Genomic DNA, 25,409 nt, shown 5'->3' with positions numbered 1-25,409 from the left:
ATCAAGGCGTCGCTGCCAAAGACCACCCCATCAAAGCAATGGCTCGGGCAGCCCGAGTAGTCGCCAACCGTCCGGTTGACCAGTTGCAGGCGCATCCAGGACATGGCCCAGAAGCTTCCGCAAAGAAACACCCAGGCGAAAGCCCGCATTCGAGCGCGCAACTCACACCAACCCGCCACGATGGGCTTGGAAAGCAGAAGCAGCAAAGCCAAGCCCCCGCGTTTCAGGCGAGCAACTTGAAGACCTGTGAACATTTTTTCTCCCTGACAGCTCTTGATTCGCACAAGCGATTCGCCGGGCAGGGGGGCTCCGTGTCGACGACCGGTCGTATGAAATCGAGTCTAGGAGATGATTTTCAAATACTCAGGCGTTGCTTGTCATCATTCCGTAATGAATGTTTACCAAATGTTTCGTGGCCATCATGGGCCCGTCAGGGCTCACCAATGCCCCGTCTCCACCCGGATCGCCACTTCGCAGTCTTCAAAGATCTCCAGCTTGGCGATCTTCACGCGCACGCCCAGCACGCCGGGCAGTTGCATCAGGCGGTGGGCCAGCTTGCCGATCAGGCTCTCCAGCAGGTTGACGTGTTCGGCGGTGCACTCGTTGATGATGATCTGGCGCACCTTGCGGTAGTCGAGCACATGGTGGATGTCGTCGTCGGTGGGCAGCAGGGGCTGGGTACCCAGGTTGAGTTCGGCATCGACCTGGATCGGCTGGGGGCTGGTCTTTTCGTGCTCCAGGATGCCCAGGTTGGCGTCGAAGCGCAGGCCGCTCAGGGTCAGGATCTGGGTGCCTTTGGTGTTGTAGCTCATGGTGAAATGGCGATGTAAGGGCTCATTCACATGAGCGAAAAGTCGCGCTCGAAGCGCATCAGGTGCTGGCCGCCGTCCACCAGCAGCGTGGTGCCGGTGATGGAGGCGTTTTCCAGCGCGAATCGTACCGTGGCGGCCACGTCGGCACTGGAGGACGATCGCCCCAGCGGCGACAGCCTGTGCAGTTGCTGAAATTTCTCGTCGCTCAGCATGTGGCTGGTCAGGGTCAGCCCGGGGGCCACGCCCACCAGGCGCAGGCGCGGGGCCAGCGCGTGGGCCAGCATGGTGTTGGCGGCCTCCAGGGCGGCTTTGGACAGGGTGTAGCTGAGGAAGTCGGGGTTCTGGTTCCAGAGCTTCTGGTCCAGCAGGTTGACCACCGCCCCCTGGGCCTGGCGCGTTTGCAAATGCTGATGCAGGGCCTGGGCCAGCAGGATGGGGGCGCCGGCATTGCTGCGCAGGTGCTGCTCCAGGGCGGTAAAGCTGAAGGTGCCCACGTCGTCGTGTTCGAACAGCGAGGCGCTGTTGACCACCGCATCGAGCCGCCCCAGGGCCGCCACCACGCGGGGCACCAGGTCGCGCACGGCGGCCTCGTCCTGCAGATCGGCACCAAAGGCGGTGGCGCCGGGGGTGAGGGCGGCGCAGTCCTGCGCGGTGGCCTCGGCATCGGCCTGCGAGTGGCGGTAATGCACGGCCACGCGCCAGCCGTGGCGGGCCAGGTCCAGCGCCATGTCGCGGCCCAGGCGCCGGGCGGCGCCCGTGATCAGCACGGTGCGCGGCAGTTCGACGGATTCAACACTTGCTTCGGTCATGGGGGCGATTGTCCACGCCGCCACCGCGCCCTGCACACCTCAGGGGCATTGGGGCGAAGCGAACGGGGGCCCTGAGCATGGACAATAAGCGGGTGAGCACGAACCCCATGTCCCCCACAGATTTCCCCCTCGCAGCCGATGCGTCGACCGACAACCCCTTGCTGAGCCGCCTGCAGCGCGACATCGAGGCGGCTGGCGGCTGGCTGGGCTTTGACGCCTTCATGGCGGCCGCCCTCTACACCCCCGGCCTGGGCTATTACGCCAACGACAGCCGCAAGTTCGGCACCCTGCCGGGCTCGGGCAGCGACTTTGTCACCGCGCCCGAGATGTCGCCGCTGTTTGGCCAGGCCCTTGCTAAACAACTGGCGCAGGCGCTGGAGGCCACCAGCACCGATGAGCTGTGGGAGTTCGGCGCCGGCTCAGGCGCGCTGGCGCTGCAGCTGTTGACGGCTTTGGGCGAGCGGGTGCGCCGCTACACCATCGTCGACCTGTCGGGCAGCCTGCGCGAGCGCCAGCGGCAAGCCCTGGCCGCCTTTGGCGACCGGGTGCACTGGGCCACCGAACTGCCCGAGCGCTTCAGCGGCGTGGTGGTGGGCAACGAGGTGCTGGACGCCATGCCGGTGCAACTGTTGGCCCGCGTGAGCGGGGCCTGGCATGAGCGCGGCGTGGCGGTGCAGCAAGGCCAATTGGTGTGGGCCGACCGCCCGACCGAACTGCGCCCGCCGCTGGACATCGAGGGCCCGCACGACTACCTGACCGAGATCCACCCCCAGGGCGAGGCCTTTGTGCGCACCCTGTCGGACCACCTGGAGTGCGGCGCGATCTTCTTGATTGACTACGGCTTTGGCGAGAGCGAGTACTACCACCCGCAGCGCCACATGGGCACGGTGATGTGCCACCGCGGCCACCGCGCCGACAGCGACCCCCTGGCCGACCCGGGCCTGAAGGACATCACCGCCCACGTCAACTTCACGGGCATCGCGCTGGCGGCGCAGGAGTCGGGGCTGGATGTGCTGGGCTACACCACCCAGGCCCACTTTCTGATCAACTGCGGCCTGCTGGAGCTGATGCCCGCCGACGACCTGGGCGTGCGCAGCATGACGCTCAAGCTCATCACCGAGCACGAGATGGGCGAGTTCTTCAAGGTCATCGCCCTGGGCCGCGGGGCCGACTGGCAGCCCTTGGGCTTTGCCCGCGGTGATCGCACGCACCGGCTCTGAGGGTCTGAAGGGCCTTAAGCCAGCGCCAAGCTTGTCTGTGTCACCCTTGCCGCCATGCACCTGCTGCTGATCGAAGATGACCTGGACCTGGGCCGCGCCCTGCAGGCCGCACTCAAGCTGGAGGGTTTCAGCTGCGAGTGGTTGCGCCGCGTGGCCGATGCGCCAGCGGTGGTCGACCACGCCTGGGTCGACTGCGTGCTCCTGGACCTCAGCCTGCCCGATGGCGACGGCTTGCAGCTGCTGGCGCAGTGGCGGCGCCAGGCCAGTGCGGTGCCGGTGATCGTGATCACGGCGCGCTCGGCCCTGCAAGACCGGCTGGAGGGGCTGGACGGCGGCGCCGACGACTTCCTGGTCAAGCCCTTTGCCCCGGCCGAGCTGATCTCGCGCATCCGCGCGGTGCTGCGCCGCTACGCCCGCCAAGCCAGCGAAGTCTGGACCGTGGGGCCGCTCACCCTGGAGCCGCGGGCCCATGTGGCCCGCCTGGAAGGCCAGCCGCTGGAGCTGACCCCGCGCGAGTTCAAGCTGCTGCTCGAACTGGCCCGCGAGCCCGGCGCGGTGGTGCCCAAGGGTTTTCTGGCCCAGCGCCTGGAGCCGCTGGGCGAAGCCATCGACTTCAATGCGCTGGAGGTGCATGTGTTCAACCTGCGCCGCAAGCTGGGGCCTGAGCGCATCCACACCGTGCGCGGTGTGGGCTACCTGTTGAAGGCCTGAGCCGTGGGCACGCGCCGACCCACCCAGCCCGTTTCCTTGATGCGCCGCCTGATGCTGGCCCTGGGCCTGGCTTTTGTGCTGGTGCAGCTGGTGCTCACAGGCTACAACTACGCTCGCTTCAAACACTCGGTCAGCGACCATGCGGCCTTGCTCAAGTTGGCCCAGGTGATGGTGCAGGGCCTGCGCATCATCGAGCAGCCGGCCGACGCCGCCACCGTGGCGGCCACGGCCGACATCATGCTGAACGCCTCACGCGCCGACCCGGCCAGCAACCAGGGCCACGCGCTGGCGCCGCTGTGGCTGGAGCTGCGCGCCCGCGAGGGCGGGCAGCGCCTGTATGCCAGCGCGGCCCTCGGCGAGCAGGCCCTGCTGGGACAACCCGGCCGGGTGCAGGAGCAGACCTTGCAGGGCCGCCTGTACTGGGTGGCCCAGGTGGACGACGCGCGCTGGTCGCTGCGCCTGGCCACCGTGGGCCTGGCCGACAGCACGGCCCTGGCCTGGATCGCCAGCGACCTGCTGCCCAACCTGCTGATCGCCTTTCCGTTTGCGCTGTTGCCCGTGGTGCTGGTGGTGTGGCGCGGCCTGCGGCCCTTGAGCCAGCTCAGCGCCCAGCTGCAGCAAGCCCGGGGGGATGACCTGTCGCCCCTGGTGGTGGACGAGCGCTACACCGAGATCCGCACCGTGGGCGTGGCCTTCAACGCGGTGCTGGGCCGCCTGCGTGAGCGCCTGGCCCTGGAGCGCGCCCGCCTGCAGGACACGGCCCACGAATTGCGCACCCCGATGGCCGTGATGGCTGCCCAGGCCCATTGGCTGCTGCAGGCCGACAGCGAGGCCGAGCGCCAGGCCGCGCACGCCGGCTTGCAGCAGGCCATCGAGCGCGCCTCGCACCTGACCCAGCAACTGCTGGTGCTGGCCGCCCTGGACGAGGCCAGGCCGGTGCCCGATGCGGCACGGGTCGATGTGGCCGAGCTGTGCCGGCAGAGCCTGGCCGCCTTCAGCCCGCGTGCCCTGGCCGCCGGGGTGGAGCTGGACCTGGACAGCCCCGACAGCCTGGCCTGGCCGCGGCCGGCCAGCGCCTGGCAATCGATGCTCGACAACCTGCTCGACAACGCCTTGCGTTATGGCGCACGCCGTGGTGGGCGGGTGCAGGTCACGTTGGCCCTGCAAGCGGACGGCGCGCTGGCCCTGGCGGTGCGCGACGACGGGCCGGGCATCGCGCAGGCCGAGCAGTCCCAGATCTTCGAGCGCTTTGTGCGGGGCCGGGGCCAGCAGGCCGGCGGAGCGGGTGGTGCCGGCCTGGGCCTGGCCATCGTGCGCCAGGCGGCACGCTCGCTGGGCGGCGACGCCCGCCTGGGGCCAGGCCTTGCGGGGGCGGGCGTCGGCTTTGAGGTTCGCCTGCCGGCTTTGCCACGCCAAGTCTGATCTTCAGCTGGGCCCAAGGTGGCGCTGGGCAGAATTGATTCAGACCGGTGGCGCTGGTGAGGCTCAAGCCTTCGCAGACCGCCGCATGACACGCTGAACAAGGAGCCGATATGAATTTTCCGGGCATGGATGCCGACAGCAGCCGCCTGCTGCTGCAGGTGTGGGCGGGCAGCTACCTGGTGGAGGCCGGGCGCTACTTGCTTGTGGCCCTGCTGCTGTGGGGTGGGGTGCACGGCCTGCTGCGCCGGCGCCTGGCGCACCGCGTCATCTCAGGCTGGCCGCGCCGCGGCGATCTGAGGCGCGAGATCGTCTACTCGCTGCTGTCGATGGCGGTGTTCGCCGGCGTCAGCCTGGGCGTGGTGGCCCTGATCTGGAACGGCCAGTTCGTGATCTACCGGCAGCCCGACCAATACGGCTGGGCCTGGTTTTGGCTCAGCCTGCCGCTGATGCTGGTGTTTCACGATGCCTATTTCTACTGGACGCATCGGCTGCTGCATTCGCGCTGGCTGTTTCGCCGCTTTCACGGGGTGCACCACCGCTCGCGCAACCCCTCGCCCTGGGCGGCCTATGCCTTCCACCCGGTCGAGGCCTTGATCAATGGCTTGATCACCCCCCTGATCCTGTGGGCCGTGCCCGTGCACGGCGGGGTGCTGCTGGTGTTTTCGCTGCACCAGATCATCCGCAACGCCCATGGTCATCTGTCCATCGAGACCCTGCCCAGCGGCTTTGCCCGTCACTGGCTGGGCCGGCACTTCACCACCACCACCCACCACCACATGCACCACGAGAACGGCCGTGGCAATTACGGGCTGTGGTTCACCTGGTGGGACCGCTGGTGCGGCACCGAGCAAGCGCACTACCTGGCCCGTTTTGACGCGGTGACTGCCGCCCGACCCGAGGGAGACACGGAACAGGCTCTACACTCAGCGGCATGATCCGCTGGTTCATCGTCGTCTTTCTGGTGCTGGTGCTCATCAGTGGCATCACGCCCTGGTTGCAGCGCCTGGGCTTCGGTCGCCTGCCGGGCGACTTCCGCTTTCGCCTGTTCGGCCGCGAATGGTCGATTCCGCTCGCCTCGACCGTGGTGCTGAGCCTGGCGCTCAGCGTCGCGGCACGCTGGCTGTGAGCAGGTAAATTCCGCGTAAAAGAGCCCCGCCCCTGCCCATCGGCCGGGGCCCCTTCCCTAAGATGCGCGCTCGGCCTTGCAGCTTCTGCGGGGTTTTTCTGACTTGTGTTTGTAAGAAAACGCTTACCATAATTGCCAAGTCAAAGCTTGGTAATCAAGGTGATCGTGGGTGTTGGCATGAGTTCCCCTGTCCTGTCTCCTCTTCAATGTGCGGTGCAACTGCGTGCCAGCGTGCTGCAGCTGGCGCGCCGTCTGCGCCCCGGGCTGGAGGCCGAAGGCATGGGCACGCTCAAGCTCAGCGTGCTCAGCCGGCTGGGCCGCCAGGGCGCCATGAGCCCGACCGAGCTGGCCCGTGGCGAAGGCGTGCGCCTGCAGTCGCTGACCCGCCTGATCGCCGAGCTGGAGGCCGAGGGCTGGGTGCGCCGCTCCGACGATCCGGCCGACGGGCGCCGCTCGCTGCTGGCCCTGACCCCCGCCGGTGTGGCGGGCCTGCGGGCCGCGGTGGAGGCGGCCGAGCAGGCCATGGCCGCCCACCTGGAAGCCCTGCCTGCCGATGAGCTGGCCCTGTTGCAGCGTGCCTGCGGCCTGCTGGACCAGCTGGAACACGCGCTCAGCGCCACCGGAGGCTTTCGTGCCCATCTCAGCGAATGAGCGCCGGCGTCATCCCCACTTGCTGTCTGTGCCTCCGATGGGCGGCATGGCTTCCATTCCCTTTTGCACCGGGCCTGCCCCGAACCTTGGCTGATCTTCCATGACCGACCCCAACGCCCACTCCGAACCCAGTGCCCTGTCCCCCGTGTCTGCGGCCCCTTTGCCGACCCCGGCCGCCAGCGTGCCACCGCCGCGGCGCCGCTCCCGTGCGGGCTGGGTCGGGCTGTTGATCCTGCTGCTGGGCCTGGGCGCGGGCGGCGCCTGGTACTGGAAGAAGCAGGGCGCCACGGCCCCTGAGGGCGGGGCCGAGGGGGCTGCCGCCGGTGCTCCGGGCGCTCCTGGCGGGCCGGGCGCCGGTGCACGTCGCTTTGGCGCCGGCAACCGCCCTCAGCCGGTGTCGGCCCGAGCCGCCAAGCGGCAGGACCTGCGGGTGTCGGTGAATGCCATCGGCACCATCACGGCGCTCAACACCGCCACCGTGCGGGCGCGCGTCGACGGTGAGCTGCGCCGCATCCTGTTCCGCGAGGGGCAGCAGGTGAAGGCCGGTGATCTGCTGGCCGAGATCGACCCCCGTGCCTACGAGGTGGCGCTGGCCCAGATGCAGGGCCAGCTGCAGCGCGATGCCGCGCAGCTGAAGAACGCCGAACTGGACCTGGCGCGCTACCGCGACCTGCTGGCCAAGGACTCGATCGCCAAGCAGCAGGTGGACACCCAGGAAGCCCTGGTGGGCCAGCTCAAGGGCACGGTGTTGTCGGACCAGGCCCAGGTGGACAACGCCCGGCTGCAACTCTCGTACACCCGGGTGACGGCGCCCATCAGCGGCCGCCTGGGCCTGCGTCAGGTCGACCTGGGCAACATCGTGCACGCCAGTGACACCACCGGCCTGGTCACCATCACCCAGACCCAGCCGATCGCCGTGGTGTTTGCCGTGCCCGAGGCCTACCTGCCGCAGATCAACCAGCGCCTGCAGGCCAAGGGCGGTGTGCTGGGCGTGGAGGCCTGGGACCGCGAGCAACGCCGTCGCCTGGCCCAGGGCCGGGTGCTGACCACCGACAACGCCATCGACACCACCACCGGCACCATCAAGCTCAAGGCCGAGTTCCCCAATGCCGACGGCACGCTGTTCCCGAACCAGTTCGTCAACATCCGGCTGCAACTCGACACCCTGCCCAACGCCCTGGTGGCACCCAACAATGCGATCCAGCGCGGCAGCATGGGCACCTTTGTGTACCTGGTGAAGGAGGATGGCACCGTCACCCTGCGCAAGGTCAGCACCGGCGCGGTGGATGGCGACTGGGTGGCCATCGAGGGTGAGGTCGAGCCCGGTGACCGCCTGGTCACCGACGGGGCCGACCGCCTGCGCGAGGGCGCGAAGGTGGAGGTCATCGAAGCCAAGCGCGGCAACCGGCCCGGTGCCGGCGCGCCCTCTGGGGCCCCAGCGGGCGCCGCCGCTAGCCCCGATGCGGGTGCTGGAAAGCCTGCGGCAACCCCGGCCCAGGGCAAGACCGGTGCCCCCGCTGCATCCCCCAAGGCTGAGGCGGCCGCCCCGACCACTGCATCGGCAGCCGCATCCTCCGCCACCTCCGCAGGCACCAGCGCCGAGGGCGAAGCCCGCCCGCGCTGGATGGACGCCTTGCCGCCCGAGCTGGTCGAAAAGCTCAAGGCCATGCCGCCCGAAGAGCGTCGCGCCTACTTGCAAAAGCTGCGTGAGCGCCGCCAGCAGCGCGAAAGCGGGGGCTGAGCCATGAACCGTCTGAGCCTGCCGGAACCGGCCTTGCGCTGGAGCGCCGCCGCATGAACCTGTCGCGCCTTTTCATCCTGCGGCCGGTGGCCACCTCCTTGCTGATGGTGGCCCTGTTGCTGGTCGGCCTGCTGGCCTATCGCCTGCTGCCGCTGTCGGCCCTGCCCGAGGTCGACTACCCTACCATCCAGGTCACCACCCTGTACCCGGGCGCCAGCCCTGATGTGGTCACCTCGTCCATCACCGCGCCGCTGGAGCGCCAGTTCGGCCAGATGCCGGGGCTGTCGCAGATGTCGTCCACCAGCTCGGGCGGGGCCTCGGTGATCACGCTGCGCTTCACGCTCGACGTCACGCTGGACGTGGCCGAGCAGCAGGTGCAGGCGGCCATCAATGCCGGCAGCAACCTGCTGCCCAGCGACCTGCCTATGCCGCCCACCTACAGCAAGGTGAACCCGGCCGACGCCCCCATCCTGACCCTGGCCATCACCTCGCCCACGCTGCCGGTGATCCGGGTGCACGACCTGGTCGAGTCGCGCGTGGCGCAGAAGATCTCGCAGGTGGCCGGTGTGGGCATGGTGGGCATCGCGGGCGGGCGGCGCCCGGCCGTGCGCATCCAGGCCGACCCGGCGGTGCTGGCCGCGGCCGGCCTCACGCTGGAAGATGTGCGCACCACCATCACCGCGGCCAACGTGAACCAGGCCAAGGGCAGCTTCGACGGTTACTCGCGTGCTTCGACTGTGGACGCCAACGACCAGCTCAAATCAGCGCGTGAGTACGCCCAGCTGATCCTGGCCTACAAGAACGGCAACCCGATCCGCCTCAAGGACATTGCCGCCGTGGTCGACGACGCCGAAAACCTGCGCCTGGCCGCCTGGGCCGATCTGCAGCCCGGCGTGATCCTGAACGTGCAGCGCCAGCCCGGCGCCAATGTGATCGAGACGGTGGACCGCATCAAGGCCCTGCTGCCGCAGCTCAAGGCCACACTGCCCGCCTCGGTTGAGGTGCAGGTGCTGACCGACCGCACCACCACCATCCGTGCCTCGGTGGACGATGTTCAGTTCGAGCTGGCCCTGGCCGTGGCCCTGGTGGTGATGGTGATCTTCGTGTTCCTGCGCAGCGTGTCGGCCACCCTGATCCCGGCGGTGGCGGTGCCGCTGTCGCTGGTGGGCACCTTCGGGGTGATGTACCTGGCCGGCTTTTCGATCAACAACCTCACGCTGATGGCGCTCACGATCGCCACCGGCTTTGTGGTGGACGACGCCATCGTGATGATCGAGAACATCGCGCGCTATGTGGAAGAGGGCGAGAGCCCGCTGGAGGCGGCCCTGAAGGGCAGCAAGCAGATCGGTTTCACCATCATCTCGCTGACCATCTCGCTGATCGCGGTGCTGATCCCGCTCTTGTTCATGGCCGATGTGGTGGGGCGCCTGTTCCATGAATTTGCCATCACGCTGGCGGTGTCCATCCTGATCTCGGCCGTGGTCTCGCTCACGCTCACGCCCATGCTGTGCGCGCGCGTGTTGCGCCACACCCCCGAGGAAAGTCATGGCCGCCTGTACCAGGCCACGGGCCGTTTCTTCGACCGCATGATCGCCGGCTACGGCCGCATGCTGGGCTGGGTGTTGGACCGCCAGGCCCTGACCCTGCTGGCCTTTGCCGCCACGCTGGGGCTGACCGCGCTGCTCTACCTGTGGGTGCCCAAGGGCTTTTTCCCGGTGCAGGACACCGGGGTCATCCAGGGCATCACCGAGGCCTCGCAAGACACCTCGTTCGCGGCCATGGCCGAGCGCCAGCAGGCCCTGGCCGAGCAGGTGCTGAAAGACCCGGCGGTGGCCAGCCTGTCGTCCTTCATCGGGGTGGACGGGGCCAATGCCACGCTCAATGCGGGCCGCATGCTGATCAACCTGAAGCCGCGTGAAGAGCGCGATGTGACGGCCAGCGAGGTGATCCGGCGCCTGACGGCGAACCTGAAGGCCGTGCCAGGCATCGCGTTGTACATGCAGCCGGTGCAGGACCTGACCATCGAAGACCGGGTGGCGCGCACGCAGTACCAGTTCATGCTGTCGTCGCCCAACATCGACGAGCTGACCCGCGTGGCCCGCGATCTGGTGGAGCGCCTGAAGAAGCGCCCCGAGCTGGCCGACGTGGCCACCGACCTGCAAGACCAGGGCCTGCAGGCTTGGGTCGACATCGACCGCGACGCCGCCGGCCGCCTGGGCGTGACGGTGGCCAGCATCGACGCCGTGCTGTACGACGCCTACGGCCAGCGCCTGATTTCGACCATCTTCACCCAGACCACGCAGTACCGTGTGGTGCTGGAGGTCAAACCGGCCGACAAGCTGGGCCCGCAGGCGCTGTCGCGCCTGTACGTGCCCACCAGTGCGGGCGGGGTGGTGCCGCTGAGCACGGTGGCGCGGGTGAGCGAGCGCCCGGTGTCGCTGGCGGTCAACCACGCGGGGCAGATCCCCTCGGTGACGATCTCGTTCAACGCCGGGCCCGGGGCCTCGCTGGGCGAGGCGGTGGAGGCCATCAAGGCCGAGCAGGCGGCCATGGACTTGCCGGCCAGCGTGGAAAGCGGCTTCCAGGGCGCGGCCCTGGCCTTCCAGGCCTCGCTGACCAACACCTTGCTGCTGATCCTGGCCGCGGTGGTGACGATGTACATCGTGCTGGGCGTGCTGTATGAGAGCTACATCCACCCGGTGACCATCCTGTCGACCCTGCCCTCGGCCGGGGTGGGCGCTCTGCTGGCCCTGCTGGCGGCCCGGCTGGACCTGGGCATCATCGCCATCATCGGCATCGTGCTTTTGATCGGCATCGTGAAGAAGAACGCGATCATGATGATCGACTTCGCCCTGGAGGCCGAGCGCGAGCAGGGCCTGGCGCCGCGGGACGCCATCTACCAGGCCTGCCTGCTGCGCTTCCGGCCCATCCTGATGACCACCCTGGCCGCCTTGTTGGGCGCCTTGCCCCTGATGCTGGGCACGGGTACCGGGAGTGAGCTGCGGCATCCCTTGGGGGTGACGATGGTGGGGGGGCTGATCGTCAGTCAGATGCTGACCTTGTTCACCACGCCGGTGATCTATCTGGCGTTTGCTGGGTTGGCTCGGCGGTGGCGGGAGGCGTCGGCATGAGCGCTGTTCGTTTGCGCCGCTGCGCTCTGTTCGTTCTGCTGTTGGTTTCAGGGCGGAGGCCGGGATTGCGCCCCGGCGGGCGCCTCACTTTCTTTGTCTCGCCAAAGAAAGTAAGCAAAGAAAGGCGACCCGACGTGCACGCCCTGCTGCGCAGGGTGCGCTGCGCTGCTCAACTTGGGCGGGGTCTCGCTAAACTCGCTGCGCTCAAACAGACGCGAGCCCTTTATCCGCCCAAGTTTGCGCTGCTCGCCGTGCCCGACGGGAGGTGGGGAGCGGGAGCCGACGGCTGCTGCTGCGCAGCGGCGCCGCTTTGTTTCAATCGGAGGGCGCGGCTGCGTAGCAGCGCGGTGGGGGGCAAGTGCTCTGCCCGGCACATCAAAAAGATAGACACCAGCGCCGCTGGATGCACAGGTGCGACTGATTTCGCCAGTGCGTTCGCAAGCCCGCCCGATCCCGTACCCGCTTGCCCCGTGGGGCAGGGCCGAGCAGCGGAGTGCCAGGTGGATAAGGGCTCGCGTCTGTCTGAGCGCAGCGAGTTTAGCGAGACCCCACCTGGCGCGAGCAGCGCAGGGAACCACGAAGTGGCCCTGACTTCGGGTCGCCTTTCTTTTGGGTACTTTGCTTTGGCGAAGCAAAGAAAAGTGCCTCGGCTGCCGGGACGAACCCCCGGCCTCCGCCCTCAAACGAAGAGCAAAAGCCATCGAGCGCAGCGGCAACAAAGAACCCACAACAAGTGGACAAGGCACCACCACGACTGGCCGCCACACCAGCCGTGCCCCCAGCACACCCCAGAGAGGCTCAAAACATGAACTTCTCCGAACCATTCATCCGCCGCCCCATCGCGACCACCCTCATCACGATGGGCATCGTGCTGGCCGGCCTCATCGCCTTCTTCATGCTGCCCGTGGCCCCCTTGCCGCAGGTCGACTTCCCCACCATCTCGGTGTCGGCCAGCCTGCCCGGGGCCAGCCCCGAGACCATGGCCACCACCGTGGCCACGCCGCTGGAGCGGGCGTTGGGCAGCATCGCGGGGGTGTCCGAGATCACCTCGTCATCGTCGCTGGGCAACACGCGCGTCACGCTGCAGTTCGACCTCGATCGCGACATCAACGGCGCCGCGCGCGATGTGCAGGCCGCCATCAATGCCTCGCGGGCCTTGCTGCCCACAGGCCTGCCCAGCAACCCCACCTACCGCAAGGTGAACCCGGCCGATTCGCCCATCCTGATCCTGTCCATGACCTCGGACGTGCTGGCGCGCGACCAGATGTACGACGCGGCCTCCACCGTGCTGGCGCAGCGCCTGGCCCAGGTCAATGGCATCGGCCAGGTGGTGGTGGGCGGCGGGGCCCTGCCGGCGGTGCGGGTCGAGCTGGACCCGGGGCGGCTGGCCGCCAGTGGCATTGCCATCGACAACGTGCGTGCGGCCCTGGTGGCCACCAACACCAACCGGCCCAAGGGCAATGTGGAAGACGGTGCCCGCAACTGGCAGATCGGCGCCAACGACCAGGCCTTCAGCGCTGCTGAATACGCGCCCGTGGTGCTGCGCTATGCCAATGGCAACGCGATCCGCCTGCGCGACGTGGGCCAGGTCATCGACTCGGTGCAGGACGTGCGCAACTACGGCGTGGCCGATGGCAAGCCGGCCATTTTGCTGATCCTGTTCAAGCAGCCCGGCGCCAACATCATCCAGACCGTGGACGAGGTGCGCTCGCTGCTGCCGCAGCTGCGCGCCTCGATCCCGACGGCCATCGACCTGGAGGTGGCGGTGGACCGCACCCCCACCATCCGCGCCTCGCTGCGCGAGGTGGAGCGCTCGCTGGCCATCTCGGTGGGCCTGGTGATCCTGGTGGTCTTCGTCTTTTTGCGCCACCTGCGCTCGGCCCTGATCCCCAGCGTGGCCGTGCCGGCCTCGCTGGCCGGCACCTTCGGCGTCATGTACCTGTGCGGCTACAGCCTGGACAACCTCTCGCTGATGGCGCTCACGGTGGCCACGGGCTTTGTGGTGGACGACGCCATCGTGGTGCTGGAGAACATCTCGCGCCACATCGAGCGCGGCAAGACGCCGCTGCAGGCCGCGCTGGCCGGCAGCCGCGAGATCGGCTTCACGGTGGTGTCGATCAGCCTGTCGCTGATCGCGGTGTTCATCCCGGTGCTGCTCATGGGCGGCGTGGTGGGGCGGCTGTTCCGCGAGTTCGCGGTGGTGTTGTCGGTGGCCATCCTGGTGTCCATGGTGGTGTCGCTCAGCACCACCCCCATGATGTGCTCGGTGCTGCTCAAGCCCCATGCGCCGGTGGCCCGGCCCGGGCGCTGGGCGCGCCTGGGCCTGCGGGTGCGGCGGGGCTCGCAGCGGGCCTACCGGCGCACGCTGGCGCTGGCCATGCGCTGGCAGCCGATCACCCTGCTGCTGCTGGCCGGCGTGGTGGGGCTGAACGTGTACCTGTACCGCGAGGTACCCAAGGGCTTTTTCCCGCAGCAGGACACGGGCCGCATCGTCGGCAACATCCGGGCCGACCAGGCCACCTCTTTCCAGGCCATGCAGCGTCGGCTGGACCGTTTCATGGGCATTGTGCGCAGCGACCCGGCGGTGGAGGCCGTGAGCGGTTTCACCGGCGGCGAGCAGCGCAACACGGCCTCGATGTTCATCTCGCTCAAGCCGTTGGCCGAGCGCGGCGTGAGCGCGGATCAGGTGGTGGCCCGCTTGCGTGGCAAGCTGGCCAAAGAGCCGGGCGCCAACCTGTTCATGGTGCCGGTGCAGGACATCCGCATCGGCGCGCGCGGCTCCAACTCGCAGTACGAATACACCTTGCTGGCCGACACGCTGGAGGATCTGCGCGCCTGGGAGCCCCCGATCCGGCGCGCCATCATGCAACTGCCCGAGCTGGTGGACGTGAACTCCGACATGCAGGAAAAGGGCTTGCAGAACTCGCTGGTGATCGACCGCGATGCGGCCAGCCGCCTGGGCCTGAGCCTGGCGGCCATCGACACCACGCTCAACGATGCCTTCGGGCAGCGCCAGGTGGGGGTGATCTACAACCCTCTCAACCAGTACCGCGTGGTGATGGAGCTGGCGCCCGAGTACCAGCAGTCGCCCGAGTCGCTGCTGCAACTGCGCTTCACCAGCAGCAGCGGGGCGCAGGTGCCGCTGTCGGCCTTTGCCCGGGTGGAGCTGACCAACACCCCGCTGTCGGTCACGCACGAGGCCGGCGCGCCCGACACCACCATCAGCTTTGCGCTGGCGCCCGGGGTGTCCCTGTCGCAGGCCACCGATGCGGTGAACAGCGCCGTGGCGGCGCTGGGCGTGCCGGTCAGCGTGCGCGGCTCGTTCGGCGGCACGGCGGGGGCGTTCCAGAAGTCCATGGCCAGCCAGCCCTTGCTGATCCTGGCCGCGCTGATCACCATCTACCTGGTGCTGGGCATCCTGTACGAGGACCTGATCCACCCGGTGACGATTCTCTCCACCCTGCCTTCGGCCGGGGTGGGGGCCTTGCTGGCGCTGATGCTGACCGACACCGAGTTCTCCATCATTGCGCTGATCGGGGTCATCCTGCTGATCGGCATCGTGAAAAAGAACGCCATCATGATGATCGACTTTGCCATCACGCGGCAGCGTCAGGCGGCCGAGGCCGGGGCCCACGTGAGCGCCGCACAGGCCATCTACCGCGCCTGCCAGCTGCGCGTGCGCCCCATTCTGATGACCACGGTGGCGGCCATCTTTGGCGCGGTGCCGCTGGCGCTGGGCGCGGGCGATGGTGCCGAGCTGCGCCGCCCACTGGGCATCGCCATCGTGGGCGGCCTGCTGTTCAGCCAGCTGCTCACGCTCTACACCACGCCGGTGGTCTTTGTCTGCATGGACCGCCTGCGCCAGCGCCTGGCGCGCCGCCGTGCCACTGCGGCTACCGCTGCCGCCCGCGCCCTGCCGCGACCGGCCCCGTCTGTTGAAAGTGCTGCCCCATGATGTGTTTCTCTTCGCTTCACCTGTCGTCGGGCTCCCTGCGCCGGCCTGCCGCGCTGGCGCTGTTGCTGGCCCTGGGGGCCTGCTCGCAGGCACCGGTCTACCAGCGCCCTGAAGTGGCCACGGCGCCGGCCTTCCGCGAAGCCGCCTGGCAGGATGCCCGCGCCGCCAGCCCCGATGTGCCGGACGACTGGTGGCTGCAGTTCGACGACCCCGTGCTGACGGGCCTGCAGGCCCGGGTGCTGGTGAACAACCAGAACCTGCAGACCGTGCTGGCGCAGCTGCGCACGGCCGAGGCCAGCCTGGCCTCCAGCCGCGCGGCGCGCTACCCCACGGTCACCGGCAGCCTGGGCGAGACGCGCAGCCGCAGCGGCACCACCAGCAGCACCGGCACCAGCACCTCGGCCAGCCCGGTCAACATCGTGTCGGCCTCGGCCAACGCCAGCTGGGACGCCGACCTGTGGGGCCGCCTGGCTGGGGCCGTCGATGTGGCCGGTGCCCAGTTGCAGGCCAGCCGCGACGATCTGCTGGCCGCGCGCCTGTCGGTGCAGATCTCGCTGGCACAAAGCTATTTTTCGCTGCGCAGCACCGAGGCCCAGGCCGAGTCGGTGGGCCGGGCGGTGGCCGCCTATGACAAGTCGCTGCAGCTCACGCGCAACCGCTATGGCGCCGGTGTGGCCTCGTCGGCCGATGTGGCCCAGGCCCAGACCCAGCTCAAATCGGCGCAGGCTCAGCTGATCGAGCTGCGCCTGCAGCGCAGCCAGCTGGAGCATGCCATTGCCGTGCTGCTGGGCGAGGTGCCGGCCAACTTCAGCCTGCCGGTGACGGCCCGCCTGCCCCGGCTGCCCGAGGCCCCACAACTGTTGCCAGCCAACCTGCTGCAGCGCCGCCCCGACATCGCGGCGGCCGAGCGCCGCGTGGCGGCGGCCAACGCCCAGGTGGGCGTGACCAAGGCCGCCTTCTTCCCGGCGCTGACCTTGTCGGCCAGCGCCGGCTACCGGGCCAACCAGTGGGCCGACCTGACCAGCCTGCCGCACCGCTTCTGGTCGCTGGGCCCCAGCCTGGCCCTGGCCTTGTTCGATGCGGGTGGGCGCGAGGCCGTCACCAACCAGGCCCTGGCCGCGGTGGACCAGGCTGCGGCCAATTACCGCCAGGTGGTGCTGACCGCCTTCCAGGAAGTGGAAGACAACCTGGTGGCCGTGGCCTCCCTGCGCGACGAGGCCGCCGTGCAGGCCGAGGCCCTGGAGGCCGCCCAGCGCGCCCTGACCATCACCGAGAACCAGTACAAGGCCGGCACGGTGAGCTATCTCAACGTGATCAGCGCCCAATCCACCGCCTTGAGCGCCGAAAACACGTTGACCAGCGTGAAGAACCGCCAGTTGCTGGCGGTGGGGCAGTTGCTCAAGAATGCGGCTGGGCGCTGGGATGCGCCGCTGGCCTCGCCGGCCACGGCCCAGCGCTGACGGGCCCGATTTTCTTTACACGACGAGCAGGAACCCTGGGCGCGATTTGCTTTCAAAATCAGGGTATCAAGGCATTCTTGCCGGAGGCACATCACCATGAAACCCGTCATCTTCATCAGCTCGGCCCTGTTGCTGGCCGCCACGGCCGCCCAGGCCCAGGAGCAAGGTCGCGTCATCTCGTCCACCCCGGTCTACCAGCAGGTGGCGGTGCAGCGCCCCAGTTGCACGGTGCAGCAGGTGGCCGTGCAGCCCCCCAAATCGGGCGCGGGCGCCCTGATGGGCGCGGTGGCCGGCGGGGCGCTGGGCAATGCGGTGGGCGGCGGCGCCGGTCGTGCCGTGGCCACCATGGCGGGGGTCATGGGAGGCGCCATCCTGGGCGACAGCATCGAGGGCTCGGCCCCGGCCCAGGTCAGCAATGTGCAGCAGTGCAGCACCCAGACCGTGTATGAAAACCGCGCCGTGGGCTACAACGTGGTCTATGAGTACGGTGGCCGCCAGTACAGCGCCCAGATGCCCAACGACCCGGGCCCCACGGTGCAGTTGCAGGTCAGCCCGGTGGCGCAGCAGGCCGCTGCCCCGGTCACTGCTCCGATGTACGCCCCGGTGTACGCCCCGCCCGTGGCCCAGACGGTCTACACCGAGACCTACCCCACCACCACCTACGTGAGCTCGCCGCCGGTGGTCTATGCGGCACCCACCTACTATGCGCCGTCCTATTACCCGGCGGTCACTTTTGGTTTGGGCCTGGGCTTGGGTTACTGGGGGGGCTGGCGTGGTGGTTACCACGGCGGCGGGCGTCACCACTGGCGCTGAGCCCGTCAGGCGCAACCTGGCCAGTCACAAGCCCAGTGATTGCGCCACAGCGTGCACGCGGGCAGCGTGCACCGCATCGCCCACAGCCTTGCCCTGGGCCCCTCGAGCAGCTGCTTCGGCCGCCACATCGGCGGTGATCACCGAGCGCGCGGCGGCCAGCACCTGGCGCAGGTGCGCGGCCTGGGGGTAGGGCTTTTCTTCCAGCCCCAGGCGCCCGCGGGCATCACACTCGCAGGCCAGCAGGATCTCTTCAAAACGTTCGGGCTTGCGCAGCGCGTCGCAGCGCTCCAGCAGGCGCACCAGGGCGGCGGCCCCGAAGTCGCTGCTGCGGTGCAGGTTGCCGTGTTCACGTGCCACCACGTCGGCCAGCTCGCGGCAGTCCACCGGCACGCGCAGGCGCGTGGCCACGTCTTTCAGCAGGCGGGCGCTGCGCTCTTCGTGCCCGATGTGGCGCGGCAGCACGTCGGCCGGGGTGGTGCCCTTGCCCAGGTCGTGGCCCAGGCAGGCGTAGCGCACGGCCAGCGGGGCGTTCAGGCGGGCGGCCATGTCCAGCACCATCATGGCGTGCACGCCGGTGTCCACCTCGGGGTGGTAGTCGGCGCGCTGGGGTACGCCCCACAGTCGGTCCAGTTCGGGCAGCAGGCGCTTCAGGGCGCCGCAGGCGCGCAGCAGCTCGAACTGGCGTGAGGGGCGCTGGCTCATCAGGCCACGGGCCAGCTCCTGCCAGACGCGCTCGGGCACCAGGTGGTCCACCTCGCCGTCTTCCACCATCTCCTGCATCAGGGCCAGGGTTTCGGGGGCCAGGGTGAAGTCGGGGAAGCGCGCGGCAAAGCGGGCCACGCGCAGGATGCGCACCGGGTCTTCGCGAAAAGCCGGGGTCACATGGCGCAGCACCCGCTTTTGCAGATCTTGCTGCCCACCCCAGGGGTCGATCAGGGTGCCTGGGCCAGGGTCGGCCGGGTCGATGCGGCCGGTGGCTGGGTCGGGGTGCAGGGCCTGGGCGATGGCGTTGATGGTCAGGTCGCGCCGCGCCAGGTCGTCTTCCAGGCTGACCTCGGGCGAGGCCTGCACCACAAAGCCCTTGTAGCCACGCCCGCTCTTGCGCTCGGTGCGGGCCAGGGCGTATTCCTCATGGGTCTGCGGGTGCAGGAACACCGGAAAATCCTTGCCCACCGGGGCAAAGCCCAGGCCCACCATGGCCTCGGGCGTGCCGCCCACCACCACCCAGTCGCGGTCTTGCACGGGCATGTCCAGCAGTGCGTCGCGCACCGCCCCCCCTACCAGGTAGATCTGCATCGTCAGGTTGTTCCGGGTTCAGCGCTTCAGGCGGTAGGGCTCTTCAAAGTCGAGGAAGTCCTGCTCGGCCAGGGCCTCGGTGATCCAGGCCTGCACGCCCGGCAGGGCCCGCACGCGTTGCACGTAGGCGGCCACCGTGTCGGATAGCGGCAGGCCATAGGTGTGCAACCGGGTGCAGATGGGCGCGAAGAAGGCGTCGGCGACACTGAAGTCGCCAAACAGCATCGGGCCGCCGTGCTCGGCCAGGGCGTCGCCCCACAGGGTTTCCAGGCGTTCGACATCGGCGCGCACGCCGGGCTGGTCGCGCCAGACCAGGGCCCCCACCTCGGGCAGGCTGGCCTCGATGTTCATGGGGCAGTGGCTGCGCAGGGCGCTGAAGCCCGAGTGCAGCTCGGCGCACAGGCTGCGCGCCCGGGCGCGGGCCTTGCGGTCGGTCGGCCACAGGTGTTTGTCGGGGAAGGATTCGGCCAGGTACTCGGCAATCGACAGCGTGTCCCAGATGGCCAGGTCGCCGTCCAGCAGCACAGGCACCTTGCCGGCCACCTTGAGGCGGGCAAGGGCGCGCTTGAAGGCCGAATCGGGCGCAAAGGAGTCGAAGCGCACCTTGACCTCTTCGAACTCGATGCCGGCCTGGCGCAGCAGCACCCAGGGCCGCATGGACCACGACGAGTAATTCTTGTTGCCGATCACCAGCTTGAGCATGTGCTTTCCTTCCGCAGGGGCCGGGCCCCGACCGGTGCCGGGGGCGCGCCGCCGACGGTTTCGAGAGGCCAGCATCATGCCACGCTGACGGGGCCTCTGCAGCGGCCTCATCTACACTTGTTGCATGTTGTTGCGGGATTGGCTGTCGTCCGTGTGGGAGCCGCGGCGCCTGAGCGTGGCGCAGTGGTGGGCCGGCGGGGCCGTGCTTTTGTTTATGCTCGCCTTGCTGGCGCTGGTGCTGTTCCAGGCCGGTGGGCGACAGGCTGTCCGTTCGCATGGTGGGGCGACTGAGCTCACACTGCGGGCGGGCGCCGAGGGCTTGCCCTTGGCCGGGGTGATGGGGGTTTGGATTGACACCACCGGACACCTGAGCGTGGACGATGTGCGTACCCCTGCCAACCAGGCGCGCTTCGAGGTGCCGGTCAGCCCGGTGGCCACCAACATGAACACCCAGCCCTACTGGTTCCGCATCCCGGTGCGCCAGGTCGGCCATGAGGGCGACTGGCTGATTTCAGTGCCTTCGGTGGCTGCCAGCGAGTTGGCTTTTTACGGCCCCTACGACGACTCTGGCCAGGCGTTGTCGCCCCCCGTGGTCATGGGCATCACCCACCCCTACAGTGCCCGCCCGTTGGGCGCCGAGCGCATGGTGTACCGTTTTCACCTGGCGCAGCCCGGCGACTATGTGATCTACCTGCGTGCCGTGTCGCGTCTGGGCCAGGTCTATGCGTTGACGGCCTGGGACACCGGCGAATACATGGCCGGGGTGCAGACCAAGCGCCTGTTTGATGGCCTGAGCTACGGCATCTTGCTGGGCATGCTGGCCTACAACCTGGTCCTGCTGGTGTTGTTCCGTGACCGGGTGTATGCGTACTATCTGCTGAACTGCGCCAGTGCGTTGCTGACCATTGCCAGCTTCAACGGTCATGTGGCCCGCTATCTGTGGCCAGACCAGCCTTCGTGGGCCGAGTGGGCTTATGTGCTCGCGCCGGCGGCGTGGATCGTGGGGGCCATCCTGTTCGCGCGCCGTTTTCTGGACCTGGCCCGTTATGCCCCCTTGGTCGATCGTCTTTCGCAGGGCTTGATGGGGCTGATGCTGCTGTCGGTGGTGCTGGGCCTGATGGGGCACTGGCGCTGGTTGATGTCGGCGACCGAGATCGGTGCCATGGTGGGGGCCGTCACCGGTCTGGCCGGGGCACTGCTGGGGCTGCGCCATGGCTACCGCCCCGCCGGCCTGTACATTCTGGGCCTGATCGTGGTTTTTGCCGCGGCCTTTTTGCTCGTGTTGTCGAACTGGGGCGTGCTGCATTGGACGGCGATGCACCTCAACGTGCTGCAACTGGGGGTGGCAGCCGAGCTGCTGGTGTTCTCCGTGGCCCTGGGCACCCGCATCCGCGTGTTGCGTCGGGCGCAGTCCGAACTGCACGCCCGCGCTGAACACCTGGCCATCGTGGCCGAAACCGACACCCTGACGGGCGCGGCCAACCGGGCCGGGCTGGCCCAGGCGACGCAGCGTCTGCTGCAGCCCGGTCAGCGGCATGCGCTGCTGCTGCTGGACCTGGACAATTTCAAACCCATCAACGACCGCTTCGGCCACGAAGCCGGCGACCAGATGCTGCAGGAGGTGGCGCGGCGCCTCCGCGAGCAGGTGCGCCCCGCCGACGTGGTGGCCCGCCTGGGGGGCGACGAGTTCGTGATCCTGCTCACCGGTCTGCACGACCGCCAGCGCCTGGGGCAGGTGGCCCATCGCGTGCTGCAGGCCGTGCGCGCCCCGATGGCGTGGCAGGGCCACCCCTTGAGCGTGGGCGCCAGCCTGGGCCTGGCCCGCTTCCCGGACGACGGGGCCAACCTGCCGGGCCTGCTGCGGGCGGCGGATCGGGCGATGTACCACGTCAAGCAGGATGGGCAGACGGGGTTTGCCTTCCATGAGGATTTGCCGGATGCGTTTGCGAGTGCGCCTGGGGGGTTGTGAGGGGCCTCTGATCTGGTCAAGGCCACTGTTGCGCCGCATGCAGAACGCGCAACACCTCCACACCGCCTTCCAACTCGCGGTAGACCATCACATAGTTGGGTCGCACCACGATTTCCCGCGTGCCCGGCACACGACCTGGCTTGTAGAGCTTCGGATTCAAGCGGGCGCGCTCGGCATGGTCTTCAAACGCCATGTCCAGATCGATCGCCGCTTGAACATGGTCCTCTGCGATGTAGGCCATGATGGCCTCGCGATCCTCCAGTGCCAGGGGACGCCACGCCAGCCCGTTGTTCAGGCGACGGCTCAATTGAGGGCCTGAGCGCGCGCAAGCAGAGCGGCCCTCCTGGCCGCGAATCGCTGACGCGACTCCGCATCAGGCACCGAGGCGCTCGGGTCCTCGATGGCGGCCTGCACCTGGGCCTTGAACCAGGTGTCATAAGAGGCCGCCTCATGGGCCTGTTTCATACGGGCCGAAGCCGCTTCGCGGCGTGCATCCATTGGCCTGGCCACGCCCTGCGAAAACGCTGCCGTGTTGACCTTGAATTCGGTGATGCCCAGGGCCTGGAGGTAGTGGGCCAGGGTGTCGAACTGGCGAAACGTGCGCGGCTTGCCTCGAACTGCGGCCAGGACATGACGGGCGTCGCCGCAGTGGATGACGATGCCCCAGCCTTGCGTGTTGGCCACCACTTCAGCGCCCACAGGAGTGCCCGCATGAACGAGCCGGGTCAGGGTGCTGTGGTCAATGGTTGGAGCAGGTGTTCGGACAGTGGCAGGCATGGCAGCGGGAGAAGGACAGAACGGATCGGATTGTTCTGCGTTTTCTTAGAAAGTGCAACGTGCGGCCACCGGAACCACACCACCAGCTGTCGGGGAAGCGCCGAATCACCCCACCGGCCAAACCACCCCGTTGTCATTCAGGATCGCATCCAGCGGCTGGTCATGCGCCTCGGGCTCGAAGTCGGGCAGAAAGCCCTGGGTGTAGCCCAGGCCCACCGTCACCGGGCGGGGCTCCAGAGCGGCCAGGGTGCGGTCGTAGAAGCCGCCACCGTAGCCCAGGCGGTAACCGCCGGGGCCGTAGCCTACGCAGGGCACGAAGAGCAGGGTGGGCACGATCAGCTCGGTGTCCTTGGGCTTGGGGATGCCGTAGGCGTCTTCTTCCATGGGGCAGCCCGGGTACCAGGCGTGGAAGGTCAGGGTCTTGTGCACCTTGTCCACCACCGGCAGGCCGATGCGGCGCAGCTGGGGCTCACCCTGCAGCTCGCCGTCTTCCTTCCAGCGGTGCAAGGCGGGCAGGGGGTCGAATTCGCCCTTGATGGGCCAGTAGGCCCCAATGACCTGATCGGTGCGACCGACCAGCCAGATGCGCATCACGCGCTGCAGCAACTCGGCGCGCTGGAGCCTGTCTGGCAGGTTCAGTCGTTGCTCAATGAGTGCCTTGCGAACCGCTAACTTGTCCATAATTCCCTCATGTATCTAAAGAAGATTTTGACACCGCTTCTGGTGTCTCTGGTTTTGAGCACCTCAGCGGGCCTTGCGAAGGCTCAAACCGGGGGCCTGGCAGGGGCTTCCATGGCGGGGCAGAACCGGGCCGACGATGTGCTGGTCGACATGAGCCAGGCCTTCCGCAAAGGCGATCGCAAGAAGCTGGCCCAGTTGCTGCCGCTGGCGCGCGGCCACGTGCTGGAGCCCTGGGCCGCCTACTGGGAGCTGCGGGCCCGGCTGAACGAGGCCAGCGCCGACGAGGTCGAGGCCTTCATGGCGCGCTATGTGGGCACCTACCAGGAAGACCGCATGCGGGCCGACTGGCTGCAACTGCTGGGCCAGCGGCGTGACTGGGAGGGCTTTGCAGCGCAATACCCGCTGTACCGCATGGGCGACGACCGCGAGCTGCGCTGCTACGCCCTGGCGGTGGACTACCTCAAGGGCGTGGCGGCACCCGGCGCGGCCGAAGAGGTGCGGCGCCTGTGGCACGGCCTGCGCGAGGCCGAAGATGGCTGCACCCTGGCCGCCGACCGTTTCTATGCCGGCAAGCGCTTGACCGCCCTTGACATCTGGCGCAAGGCGCGCATCGCCACCGAGGCCAACCGGCCGCGCGCCGCCCGCAACGCGGTAGGCGTGGTGGCGCCCGAGGTCTTGCCCGAACTGGCCCTGATCAACGACAGCCCGGTGAAGTTTCTGGCCAAGCGTGCCGCAGCCCCAAGCCGGGTGCGCCAGGAGCTGGTGGTGCTGGCCCTGATCAAGATCGCGCTCAGCGACCCCGACACCGCGGCCACCCTGCTGGACACCCGTTGGGCCGTGCAACTGCTGCCCGAGGAAGAGCATTGGGTGCTGGGCGTGATCGGCAAGCAGGCCGCGCTCAAGCTCGACCCGCAGGCCGCGCGCTACTTTGGCAAGGTGAACCGAGACACCGACCTCAACGACGACCTGCTGGGCTGGAAGGTGCGCGCCGCCCTGCGCGCCGGCCAGTGGCGCCAGGCCCTGGGCGCCTTGCGCGCCATGAGCGAAGAGGCGCGGCAGGAGAGCATCTGGGTCTACTGGCGGGCGCGGGCCCAGTTGGCGCAGGCGCGCAACGAGGCCGAGCGTCGTGAGGCCTTGCAGCCCCTGCAGGCGATCGCCGGCCCGCGCGGCTTCTATGAACAGCTGGCGCTCGACGAACTGGGCCAAAAGCTGGTGCTGCCACCGGCGCCCGTGCCCCTGTCGCCTGAAGAAAAAGAGACAGCGCGCAACAACGCCGGCCTGAACCGGGCCTTGTACGCCATCGCCATCGGCCTGCGCTCCGAGGGCAACCGCGAATGGAACTACAGCACCAATCTGCACAGCCCGGGCGGCCTGGGCGAGCGTGATCTGTTGGCCGCTGCCGACCTGGCCTGCCAGCGCGAGGTGTGGGACCGCTGCATCAACACCAGCGAGCGCACGCGCAGCGTGTTCGATGCCAATCAACGCTACCCCATGCCCTTCCGGGACCAGGTGCTGCGGCGCGGGCGCGAGATCAACCTCGACCCGGCCTACGTGTACGGCCTGATCCGCCAGGAAAGCCGCTTCATCATGGACGCCCGTTCGGGCGTGGGCGCCTCGGGCCTGATGCAGGTCATGCCCGCCACCGCCCGCTGGACGGCAAAGAAGATCGGCCTGACCGGCTTCACCCCCGATCAGATCTCCGACCGCGACACCAACATCGCCATCGGCACGGCCTACCTGAAGCTGGCGCTGGACGACTTCGGTGGCTCGATGCCCATGGCGGCTGCGGCCTACAACGCCGGCCCGGGCCGACCACGCAACTGGCGCAACGGCCCCATGCTGGAAGCCGCGATCTGGGCCGAGAACATCCCCTTCACCGAAACCCGTGATTACGTGAAGAAGGTGCTGGCCAACACGACGGTGTATGCCGCCCTGATCACCGGCCAGCCCCAGTCGCTGAAAAGCCGGCTGGGCATGGTGGGCCCGCGTGACCAGAGCGTGCCCGACCCGAGCACCGATTTGCCCTGAGCGCGTCCCCACGCGCCCAGGTCTGCGATGGGCAAGCCGGTGTGGCTGCCCATCGGTCTGGTTTCACGCCCCTGTCATCGCAGGCGTCCATGCTGCGGGCTCATT

General features: G+C 68.5%; 20 protein-coding genes. 13 read left to right on the top strand and 7 right to left on the bottom strand.

The features are described from left to right. Positions 1-437 precede the first annotated feature (437 nt). Positions 438-812, bottom strand: coding sequence for a dihydroneopterin aldolase (locus F624_RS0119300; protein ID WP_019575988.1), 375 nt, complete (start codon positions 810-812; stop codon positions 438-440). Positions 813-838: 26 nt separating this feature from the next. Further along, entirely contained in the window at positions 839-1,621 is a 783-nt protein-coding gene (locus F624_RS0119295) for an SDR family oxidoreductase (RefSeq protein WP_019575987.1), read from the bottom strand. A gap of 107 nt (positions 1,622-1,728) precedes the next feature. Between F624_RS0119295 and F624_RS0119290 the strand changes: the two genes are divergently transcribed. The 11 genes from F624_RS0119290 (at position 1,729) to F624_RS0119240 (ending at position 17,851) form a co-directional block, all read left to right on the top strand. Further along, complete coding sequence (locus F624_RS0119290; RefSeq protein ID WP_019575986.1) at positions 1,729-2,841, top strand: class I SAM-dependent methyltransferase; 1,113 nt, start codon at positions 1,729-1,731, stop codon at positions 2,839-2,841. Positions 2,842-2,895: 54 nt separating this feature from the next. Beyond that, positions 2,896-3,552 (top strand): response regulator, encoded by a 657-nt coding sequence (locus F624_RS0119285; RefSeq protein ID WP_019575985.1) that lies wholly within the window; start codon positions 2,896-2,898, stop codon positions 3,550-3,552. A 3-nt stretch (positions 3,553-3,555) separates the two neighbouring features. After that, a complete protein-coding gene (locus F624_RS0119280; RefSeq protein WP_031255579.1) occupies positions 3,556-4,974 on the top strand; it encodes an ATP-binding protein in 1,419 nt (472 codons plus the stop codon). A 110-nt stretch (positions 4,975-5,084) separates the two neighbouring features. Next, entirely contained in the window at positions 5,085-5,909 is an 825-nt protein-coding gene (locus F624_RS0119275) for a sterol desaturase family protein (protein WP_051107460.1), read from the top strand. Beyond that, a complete protein-coding gene (locus tag F624_RS0119270; protein WP_019575982.1) occupies positions 5,906-6,100 on the top strand; it encodes a DUF2905 domain-containing protein in 195 nt (64 codons plus the stop codon). The genes F624_RS0119275 and F624_RS0119270 overlap by 4 nt, the downstream gene beginning before the upstream one ends. Before the next feature lie 177 nt (positions 6,101-6,277). Then, the gene (locus F624_RS0119265) at positions 6,278-6,751 is read left to right on the top strand and encodes a MarR family winged helix-turn-helix transcriptional regulator (protein ID WP_031255575.1); all 474 of its coding nucleotides are present in this window, start codon (positions 6,278-6,280) and stop codon (positions 6,749-6,751) included. 100 nt (positions 6,752-6,851) lie between these two features. Continuing rightward, the gene (locus tag F624_RS0119260) at positions 6,852-8,492 is read left to right on the top strand and encodes an MdtA/MuxA family multidrug efflux RND transporter periplasmic adaptor subunit (protein ID WP_019575980.1); all 1,641 of its coding nucleotides are present in this window, start codon (positions 6,852-6,854) and stop codon (positions 8,490-8,492) included. A 53-nt stretch (positions 8,493-8,545) separates the two neighbouring features. Then, positions 8,546-11,623 (top strand): MdtB/MuxB family multidrug efflux RND transporter permease subunit, encoded by a 3,078-nt coding sequence (locus tag F624_RS0119255; protein WP_019575979.1) that lies wholly within the window; start codon positions 8,546-8,548, stop codon positions 11,621-11,623. An 805-nt stretch (positions 11,624-12,428) separates the two neighbouring features. After that, on the top strand, positions 12,429-15,578 hold the full coding sequence (locus tag F624_RS0119250) for a multidrug efflux RND transporter permease subunit (RefSeq protein WP_019575978.1): 3,150 nt from the start codon (positions 12,429-12,431) through the stop codon (positions 15,576-15,578). Further along, positions 15,575-17,038: an efflux transporter outer membrane subunit gene (locus F624_RS0119245; protein WP_245573682.1), complete on the top strand. Its 1,464-nt coding sequence runs from the start codon at positions 15,575-15,577 to the stop codon at positions 17,036-17,038. Before F624_RS0119250 ends, F624_RS0119245 begins: the two co-directional genes overlap by 4 nt. A gap of 96 nt (positions 17,039-17,134) precedes the next feature. Further along, positions 17,135-17,851, top strand: a complete 717-nt coding sequence (locus F624_RS0119240) for a glycine zipper 2TM domain-containing protein (protein WP_019575976.1) — start codon at positions 17,135-17,137, stop codon at positions 17,849-17,851. Between the two features lie 24 nt (positions 17,852-17,875). Here the strand turns inward: F624_RS0119240 and F624_RS0119235 are convergent, their stop codons facing one another. Further along, the gene (locus tag F624_RS0119235) at positions 17,876-19,147 is read right to left on the bottom strand and encodes a multifunctional CCA addition/repair protein (RefSeq protein ID WP_019575975.1); all 1,272 of its coding nucleotides are present in this window, start codon (positions 19,145-19,147) and stop codon (positions 17,876-17,878) included. Between the two features lie 18 nt (positions 19,148-19,165). Then, positions 19,166-19,849 carry a glutathione S-transferase family protein gene (locus tag F624_RS0119230; RefSeq protein ID WP_019575974.1) on the bottom strand — a complete coding sequence of 228 codons (684 nt, stop codon included), beginning with the start codon at positions 19,847-19,849 and terminating at the stop codon, positions 19,166-19,168. 124 nt (positions 19,850-19,973) lie between these two features. Here F624_RS0119230 and F624_RS0119225 point away from each other — a divergent pair, with 124 nt between their 5' ends. Next, entirely contained in the window at positions 19,974-21,818 is a 1,845-nt protein-coding gene (locus F624_RS0119225; RefSeq protein WP_019575973.1) for a diguanylate cyclase, read from the top strand. Positions 21,819-21,834: 16 nt separating this feature from the next. Here the strand turns inward: F624_RS0119225 and F624_RS0119220 are convergent, their stop codons facing one another. The 3 genes from F624_RS0119220 to F624_RS0119210 form a co-directional block, all read right to left on the bottom strand. Then, positions 21,835-22,125, bottom strand: a complete 291-nt coding sequence (locus F624_RS0119220; RefSeq protein ID WP_019575972.1) for a type II toxin-antitoxin system RelE/ParE family toxin — start codon at positions 22,123-22,125, stop codon at positions 21,835-21,837. Next, positions 22,122-22,595: an antitoxin PaaA2 family protein gene (locus F624_RS0119215; RefSeq protein WP_031255571.1), complete on the bottom strand. Its 474-nt coding sequence runs from the start codon at positions 22,593-22,595 to the stop codon at positions 22,122-22,124. Before F624_RS0119215 ends, F624_RS0119220 begins: the two co-directional genes overlap by 4 nt. A 105-nt stretch (positions 22,596-22,700) precedes the next feature. Continuing rightward, the gene (locus F624_RS0119210) at positions 22,701-23,276 is read right to left on the bottom strand and encodes a 5-formyltetrahydrofolate cyclo-ligase (protein ID WP_019575970.1); all 576 of its coding nucleotides are present in this window, start codon (positions 23,274-23,276) and stop codon (positions 22,701-22,703) included. Positions 23,277-23,285: 9 nt separating this feature from the next. On the opposite strand from F624_RS0119210, the gene F624_RS0119205 reads away from it, so the two are divergent. Then, a complete protein-coding gene (locus F624_RS0119205) occupies positions 23,286-25,304 on the top strand; it encodes a lytic transglycosylase domain-containing protein (RefSeq protein ID WP_031255570.1) in 2,019 nt (672 codons plus the stop codon). Positions 25,305-25,409 lie beyond the last annotated feature (105 nt).

It is taken from the genome of Curvibacter lanceolatus ATCC 14669 (genome assembly GCF_000381265.1).
GTDB lineage: Bacteria > Pseudomonadota > Gammaproteobacteria > Burkholderiales > Burkholderiaceae_C > Curvibacter > Curvibacter lanceolatus.
The sequence above is the reverse complement of the archived record's forward strand: the minus strand, read 5'-3'. Positions and strand labels throughout refer to the sequence as shown.

Bases quoted from the DNA above. Each gene is read 5' to 3' on its own strand.
- F624_RS0119230 (WP_019575974.1), bottom strand. From the start codon at position 19,849: ATGCTCAAGCTGGTGATCGGCAACAAGAATTACTCGTCGTGGTCCATG.
- F624_RS0119235 (WP_019575975.1), bottom strand. From the start codon at position 19,147: ATGCAGATCTACCTGGTAGGGGGGGCGGTGCGCGACGCACTGCTGGAC.
- F624_RS0119215 (WP_031255571.1), bottom strand. From the start codon at position 22,595: ATGCCTGCCACTGTCCGAACACCTGCTCCAACCATTGACCACAGCACC.
- F624_RS0119210 (WP_019575970.1), bottom strand. From the start codon at position 23,276: ATGGACAAGTTAGCGGTTCGCAAGGCACTCATTGAGCAACGACTGAAC.
- F624_RS0119290 (WP_019575986.1), top strand. From the start codon at position 1,729: ATGTCCCCCACAGATTTCCCCCTCGCAGCCGATGCGTCGACCGACAAC.
- F624_RS0119205 (WP_031255570.1), top strand. From the start codon at position 23,286: ATGTATCTAAAGAAGATTTTGACACCGCTTCTGGTGTCTCTGGTTTTG.
- F624_RS0119265 (WP_031255575.1), top strand. From the start codon at position 6,278: ATGAGTTCCCCTGTCCTGTCTCCTCTTCAATGTGCGGTGCAACTGCGT.
- F624_RS0119295 (WP_019575987.1), bottom strand. From the start codon at position 1,621: ATGACCGAAGCAAGTGTTGAATCCGTCGAACTGCCGCGCACCGTGCTG.
- F624_RS0119285 (WP_019575985.1), top strand. From the start codon at position 2,896: ATGCACCTGCTGCTGATCGAAGATGACCTGGACCTGGGCCGCGCCCTG.
- F624_RS0119275 (WP_051107460.1), top strand. From the start codon at position 5,085: ATGAATTTTCCGGGCATGGATGCCGACAGCAGCCGCCTGCTGCTGCAG.
- F624_RS0119300 (WP_019575988.1), bottom strand. From the start codon at position 812: ATGAGCTACAACACCAAAGGCACCCAGATCCTGACCCTGAGCGGCCTG.
- F624_RS0119240 (WP_019575976.1), top strand. From the start codon at position 17,135: ATGAAACCCGTCATCTTCATCAGCTCGGCCCTGTTGCTGGCCGCCACG.
- F624_RS0119270 (WP_019575982.1), top strand. From the start codon at position 5,906: ATGATCCGCTGGTTCATCGTCGTCTTTCTGGTGCTGGTGCTCATCAGT.
- F624_RS0119245 (WP_245573682.1), top strand. From the start codon at position 15,575: ATGATGTGTTTCTCTTCGCTTCACCTGTCGTCGGGCTCCCTGCGCCGG.
- F624_RS0119250 (WP_019575978.1), top strand. From the start codon at position 12,429: ATGAACTTCTCCGAACCATTCATCCGCCGCCCCATCGCGACCACCCTC.
- F624_RS0119225 (WP_019575973.1), top strand. From the start codon at position 19,974: ATGTTGTTGCGGGATTGGCTGTCGTCCGTGTGGGAGCCGCGGCGCCTG.
- F624_RS0119255 (WP_019575979.1), top strand. From the start codon at position 8,546: ATGAACCTGTCGCGCCTTTTCATCCTGCGGCCGGTGGCCACCTCCTTG.
- F624_RS0119260 (WP_019575980.1), top strand. From the start codon at position 6,852: ATGACCGACCCCAACGCCCACTCCGAACCCAGTGCCCTGTCCCCCGTG.